The 6,063-nt window shown below is 63.7% G+C and carries 3 protein-coding genes, 2 pseudogenes and 1 other annotated feature; of the genes and pseudogenes, 2 read left to right on the top strand and 3 right to left on the bottom strand.

Annotation, left to right across the window (positions count from 1 at the left end; all coding sequences use genetic code 11):
- A pseudogene (locus C265_RS31790) lies at nt 1–882 on the bottom strand (IS3 family transposase); the annotation flags it as partial.
- Nucleotides 488–604 (bottom strand) — a sequence feature (AL1L pseudoknot). Its footprint overlaps the pseudogene before it by 117 nt.
- A 49-nt stretch (nt 883–931) precedes the next feature.
- Between C265_RS31790 and C265_RS23035 the strand changes: the two are divergent.
- Nucleotides 932–1,805, top strand: a pseudogene (locus tag C265_RS23035) (IS5 family transposase); the annotation flags it as partial.
- Nucleotides 1,806–2,190: 385 nt separating this feature from the next.
- On the opposite strand, the gene sodB reads toward C265_RS23035, so the two are convergent.
- On the bottom strand, nt 2,191–2,772 hold the full coding sequence (sodB, locus tag C265_RS23030; protein ID WP_010812260.1) for a superoxide dismutase [Fe]: 582 nt from the start codon (nt 2,770–2,772) through the stop codon (nt 2,191–2,193).
- Between the two features lie 211 nt (nt 2,773–2,983).
- Nucleotides 2,984–4,369, bottom strand: a complete 1,386-nt coding sequence (gene xseA / locus C265_RS23025) for an exodeoxyribonuclease VII large subunit (RefSeq protein WP_010812259.1) — start codon at nt 4,367–4,369, stop codon at nt 2,984–2,986.
- Nucleotides 4,370–5,441: 1,072 nt separating this feature from the next.
- Between xseA and C265_RS23020 the strand changes: the two genes are divergently transcribed.
- Nucleotides 5,442–6,062 carry a MotA/TolQ/ExbB proton channel family protein gene (locus tag C265_RS23020; RefSeq protein ID WP_010812258.1) on the top strand — a complete coding sequence of 207 codons (621 nt, stop codon included), beginning with the start codon at nt 5,442–5,444 and terminating at the stop codon, nt 6,060–6,062.
- Nucleotide 6,063 lies beyond the last annotated feature (1 nt).

Genomic DNA, 6,063 nt, shown 5'->3' with positions numbered 1-6,063 from the left:
GCTGCCTGGCGTACAGGGCCTGCTCCAGGGCATCGAGCACGAAGTCCGTTCGCATCGAACTGCTCACCCGCCAGCCCACGATGCGCCGGGCGAACACGTCAATCACGAAGGCTACGTACAACCAGCCCTGCCAGGTCGAAACATACGTAAAGTCCGAGACCCAGAGTTGATTCGGCCGCTGCGCGCTGAACTGCCTGTTGACGAGGTCCAGTGGACACAGCGCCTTGGCATCGCTGACCGTGGTGCGCACTACTTTGCCACGCACCACGCCTCGCAGGCCATGGCGGCGCATCAGGCGCTCCACGGTGCAGCGGGCCACCGGGACTTCCTCGCGCTGGAGCTGACGCCAGACCTTGTCGGCGCCGTAGACCTGCATGTTGGCTTGCCAAACGCGTTCGATGTGGGGCACCAGCGCCGCATCACGCTTCGCCCGTGCGCTCAACAATGCCGGATCGCGCTTGCTGGCCGCGTAGCGGCGATAGCCCGACGGGGCGATCTGCAGCACCCTGCAGATCGGCTCGACCCCGAGGGTGCCTCGGTACTCGTCGATGAAGTCCCTCAAGACTTGAATCGGCGGTCGAGCTCCGCCTGGGCGAAAAACGCACTGGCCAGCTTCAGGATCTCGTTGGCCTTGCGCAGTTCGCGAACCTCGCGCTCCAAATCCTTGATGCGTTGGGCTTCTGCTGTGGTTGTGCCCGCGCGCTGGCCGCTGTCACGCTCATGCTGGCGAACCCAATTCAACAAGGTCTGCGGAGTACTGCCGATCTTTGCTGCGATCGACACCACGGCAGCCCACTGCGATTCGTGCTCGCCACGATGCTCGAACACCATGCGCACGGCGCGCTCGCGGACCTCGGGGGAAAACTTCACTGGCTTCCTCATGGCTCCATTCTCTCAACGATTGGAGCCTCCTCAAAATCCGGGGCGGTTCATTCGGTCCGAGCGCCAACTGATGGAGCAGACGCAGTACAACCTGCTGTTTCGCTGGTTCATCGGGTTGTCGATGGACGACGCAGTCTGGGTGCCCACGGTCTTCACCAAGAACCGGGCACGCCTGATCCAGCACGATGCGGTGATTGAATTCTTCAACGAGGTGCTGGCCCTTGCACAGAAGAGGAACTGGCTGTCGGGCGAGCACTTCAGCGTGGACGGCACGCACGCTGATTCAGGCGTGGGCAGGCCACAAGAGCTTTGTTCGCAAGGATGGCAGCGACGGCGACGACGATAGTGGCGACTTCAGGGGGCACAAGCGCAGCAACGAGACGCATGAGTCCACGAGCGATCCCGATGCGAAGCTCTATCGCAAAGGCAAGACTGGCAGTGAGCTGCGCTACATGGGCCATACCCTGAGCGACAACCGCCACGGCCTGGTGGTCTGCGCCCTGGTGAGCACCGCCGATGGACTCGCCGAGCGCGAGGCTGCCAAAGTCATGCTCAACGATGCCCGGCAGGTGGCGGACAATCCGGACACCGAAATCACAGTGGGCGCAGACAAGGGCTACGACGCGCAGGAGTTTATTGAGGCCTGCCTGGAGATGAAGGTGACGCCGTATGTGGCGCAAAACATCTCGGGTCGGCGCTCGGCGGTTCCTGATGCCATTGCCCGCAGCGAGGGATATGCCATCTCGCAGCAAAAGCGCAAGCTGATCGAGCAAGGCTTCGGCTGGGTCAAGACGGTTGGGCGCATGCGCCAGGTGATGGTGCGCGGACTGAAGCGAGTCGACCAGATGTTCGTGCTGAGCATGGCCGCCTACAACCTCGTGCGCATGCGTTCGCTGGGACAAATCCGTCCGCAGTTGCAGTAAGCGGGCAAAGAAGGCCGGAAATGGGCGCCCAACAGCCGAAAAACTCGATTCAGGGGCGCGTAGCTTCCGGATTGTGAAATCAAGCAGTGCTTACCTGCACAGGCGGAAAGCATACCGTTTGTGCGGGGAGTACTTCAGCAGCCTGTTAGATCGAACTCGGATGATCGACCCCGCGGTGCAGCCGCGCTTTCAACTGCGCGACTCTTGCATTGCAAGCATGCGATGGGGCATCACTTGCGAAATTCGGATACCCCAAAAAAACAAGGCCCTCTGCTTATGGAGGGCCCTGCTCTGATTGCACTTTCTCGACTTTAGCGCGACAGCCAGCTTGGTTTTTCCAAACTATTGCGCCGCTTTCCAAACAAAATTGTCACGCTACAGCGGATCAGCCAGCGAAATTCTTGCCGGCGAAGTCCCAGTTCACGACATTCCAGAATGCCTCGACGTACTTCGGGCGGGCATTGCGGTAGTCGATGTAGTAGGCGTGTTCCCACACGTCGCAGGTCAGCAGCGCCTTGGCGTCGGTGGTCAGCGGGGTGGCGGCGTTGGAGGTCGAGACCAGGTCCAGCGAGCCGTCGGCCTTCTTGACCAGCCAGGCCCAGCCCGAACCGAAGGTGCCCACGGCGGTCTTGGTGAACTCTTCCTTGAACTTGTCGAACGAGCCCCACTTGGCGTTGATGGCATCAGCCAGCGCGCCGGTCGGCTGGCCGCCGCCGTTGGGCTTCATCGAATCCCAGTAGAAGGTGTGGTTCCACACCTGGGCAGCGTTGTTGAAGATACCGCCCGACGACTTCTTGACGATCTCTTCCAGGGTCGAGTTCTCGAACTCGGTGCCCTTGATGAGGTTGTTCAGGTTGGTGACGTAGGTCTGGTGGTGCTTGTCATGATGGAACTCCAGCGTCTCCTTGGAGATATGCGGAGCCAGGGCATCATGCGCGTACGGGAGCGGGGGGAGCTTGTGTTCCATTGTTCTGTCTCTGTGGGTTGGGGTTGTGGGTCCGGAATTGGCGATTGTAGGGGACTTGCAAGACCCGCGCAAACCGCGGGACAAAGCCCCCTGCTCCGATGTTAGTTTGTCCTGGCAGGGGTTTCCGGGGGGATTTCCGCCCGGCTTGCCTGAGCGTTTCGCGCCCGCCGCGGCATCGCGAATGGGAGGCGTTCCCGGGCCGCGCAGGGGCTCAGAAATCCGGCAGCTTGGCCTGCACGCCGGCAATCGCCAGGTCGGCCACGCCCTCGGCCAGGTGCGCTTCGACCACGCTGCCCGCGCGGATCTCGGCGGGCGAGCGCAGCGCGCGTCCGCGCTGGTCCAGCAGCACCGCATAGCCGCGTTCCAGCGTACGCTGCGGCGCCAGCAACTCAAGCGCGCCGGCGCTGCGCGCCAAGCGCTGGCCGGCGCGCTCGTGCTGGCGCACGGCGGCGGCCTGCAGGCGTTGCCACAGGCGGACCACGTCGGCATGGGCGGCGCTGGCATCGGGACGGCACGCGCTCCAGCGCATCGCCAGCAATTGCTGGCGGTGGCGCTGCGACACCACCGTGTCGCGCAATGCCGAGCGCAAGTGTCGCGCCAGATTGTCGACGCGCGCGCGCCGCTCCTGCAGCTGCGCCTGCGGGCTGCGCACTCGCCGCGCCAGCCAGTCCAGGTGCTGCGCGCGCAGGTCCAGCCCGCGCCGCATGCACTGCGTGAGCGCGTCGCGCGCACGCATCGCCTGTGCCAGCAGGTGCGCGCGATCCGGGCTGACCAGCTCGGCCGCGCCGGTCGGCGTGGGCGCACGCACATCGGCGACAAAGTCGGCGATGGTGAAGTCGGTTTCGTGGCCCACTCCGGAGATGACCGGCAGCGCGCAGCGCGCAATCGCCTGCGCCACCACCTCTTCGTTGAACGACCACAGGTCTTCGATGCTGCCCCCGCCGCGGCACAGGATCAGCACGTCGCACTCGCGCCGCGCGCTGGCCGCATCGAGCATGTCGGCGATCTTCTGCGCCGCCCCCGCGCCCTGCACCGGTACCGGATAGACCAGCACCGGCACATGCGGCGCGCGCCGGCGCAAGGTGGTCAGCACATCGCGCAACGCCGCCGCCTGCAGCGAGGTGACCACGCCGATGGTGCGCGGATGCGCCGGCACCGGGCGCTTGCGCTCCGGCGCGAACAGCCCCGCCTGCGCCAGCTTTTCCTTCAGGCGCAGGAAGGCTTCGTACAGGTTGCCCAGCCCGGCCCGGCGCATTGCCTCCACGCCCAACTGCACCTCGCCGCGCGCCTCATACATGGTGACCACGGCGCGCACCTCCACCGCTTCGCCCTCGCGCGGCTGGAAGTCGACATGCTGGTTGCGCCCGCGGAACATCACGCAGCGGATCTGCGCGCGTGCATCCTTGAGCGAGAAATACCAGTGCCCGCTGGCGGCGCGCGTGAAATTGGAAATCTCGCCGCGCACCCAGGCCAGCGGAAAACTGCGTTCAAGCAGCCTGGCGATTGTGTGGTTCAGCTCACCGACAGGGATGACATCGCGGCCGCCGCGCGGCGCGGTGGAGGAAGGGTCACGCGAAAAATTCGGCAAGTCTGGCATGGCGCACTGGTGGCAAGCGGCGTGAATGGGACATGTCCACAGCATAACCTCTATGTCAAGGGGGTAGCGCTGATGCAGGCGGCCTCCCCCGAAAGGCGCATGGGTTCGTGCAACCCTTTGATTCTTATGAGCTTTACGCGTAAAACAAAAATTAGGCAATATAACCAATTCTCTTTTGCATCAATCACTTACAAAGTGCCCGGCAGGCTTGTTCACAAAGTTATCCACAGCTTCTCTGGATAAAACGGGCCGTAAACCCCACTTTTCCAGCACAAGTGGCCCCAACCCCGCTTGCGGTCCCATGGAAAGCGACCAACCCGGCGCGTGGCGTACCGCAGCGTTGCCGGCCGTCCGCGGCGCAGCGTCCATGCTGCATTTGCACAATTTCTGAGCAGGACTCTGGGAGGCTATAAAAATCAATGGGTTAACCGGCTTCTCCCGGATTTGTCCACAGGCCGTCCACAGTGCTCTCCCTGCGGAATGTGGAAAAATCCGGTTTTTGTCCTGCCTGCCGCCACATCGACCGCGCGCGGCACTGATACACCCGTTTGCCCGTTTTTTAAGCAACCCATGGTGCCACCTTATAAATCAACGACTTAGATGACATCTCAGGCAGCTTTCCACAAGCGCTCCACAATCCTGTCCCGGCGCTGTGTGGAAAGCCGCACCGCAAGGTGCGCCAGCACACCGACGCGCCTCCTCAGGTTGTGGAGAGCGGTGCCTGGCTGCGTGCACCATGCGCCGCAGGGCTTGCGGCGGGCATTTGCACAAAATTTAGGCAGGAACATCTTTGCCCTTATGGATCAATGTGTTAGCACGCTTGTCAGGCGGCTTTCCACAATCGATCCACAACACTGTCCCGCTTTGCTGTGGAAATGGACCGGCACGAGCGATGCGTGGCCGAGACAGCGCCGGGTGCCGTCTTGCCGTGCGACAGGGCGCAGGTTAGAGTGGCGCCTGATTTTTCAGAGCAATGCCGGAGCGCGCGCCGCCAGCGGCCAGACGCGCATCAAGGCATGCCGTCCAGGTGGTTTGGGGTTTTGTTATTCGGTTGTCGATCCCGGGGGTCCAATTGTTTTCCATCATTCAAGCGGCCGGCTGGCCGATCTGGCCGCTGTTGCTCGCCTCGGTCATCGCGCTGGCGCTGATCGTCGAACGTTTTCTTACCCTCAAGCGCAGCAGGGTCCTGCCCGCCAGGCTCTATGAAGAGGCGCTGGCGGCCGCGCAGCAGCGCCGCGCCACGCCGGAAGTGGTCAACACGCTTGAGCAGAACTCGCCGCTGGGCCGGGTGCTGGCCGCCGGGCTGCGCCACGTGGTGCTGCAGCCGCACACCTCGCGCGATGCCGCCAAGGACGTGGTGGAGGAAGCCGGCCGCGTGGTCGCGCATGAGCTCGAGCGCTACCTGAACGCGCTCGGCACGATCGCCTCGGTGGCGCCGCTGATGGGCCTGCTGGGCACGGTGATCGGCATGATCGAGATCTTCGGCAGCCAGGGCGGCACCGGCGCCAGCCCTGAACAGCTGGCGCACGGCATCTCGGTGGCGCTGTACAACACCGCCTTCGGCCTGATCGTGGCAATCCCGGCGCTGATCTTCTGGCGCTACTTCCGCCGGCGCGTGGATGACTACGTGGCCGAGCTGGAATTCCGCGCCACGTCGTTCCTCGACGCGATCCTGCCGCAGCGCCGCGCCTGAT

Origin of the sequence: Cupriavidus sp. GA3-3, from assembly GCF_000389805.1 — a bacterium.
Classification (GTDB): domain Bacteria; phylum Pseudomonadota; class Gammaproteobacteria; order Burkholderiales; family Burkholderiaceae; genus Cupriavidus; species Cupriavidus necator_D.
This window is presented reverse-complemented; position numbering and strand designations above follow the sequence as displayed.

Coding starts and splice junctions, on each gene's coding strand:
- xseA (WP_010812259.1), bottom strand. CDS start 4,369: ATGCCAGACTTGCCGAATTTTTCGCGTGACCCTTCCTCCACCGCGCCG.
- sodB (WP_010812260.1), bottom strand. CDS start 2,772: ATGGAACACAAGCTCCCCCCGCTCCCGTACGCGCATGATGCCCTGGCT.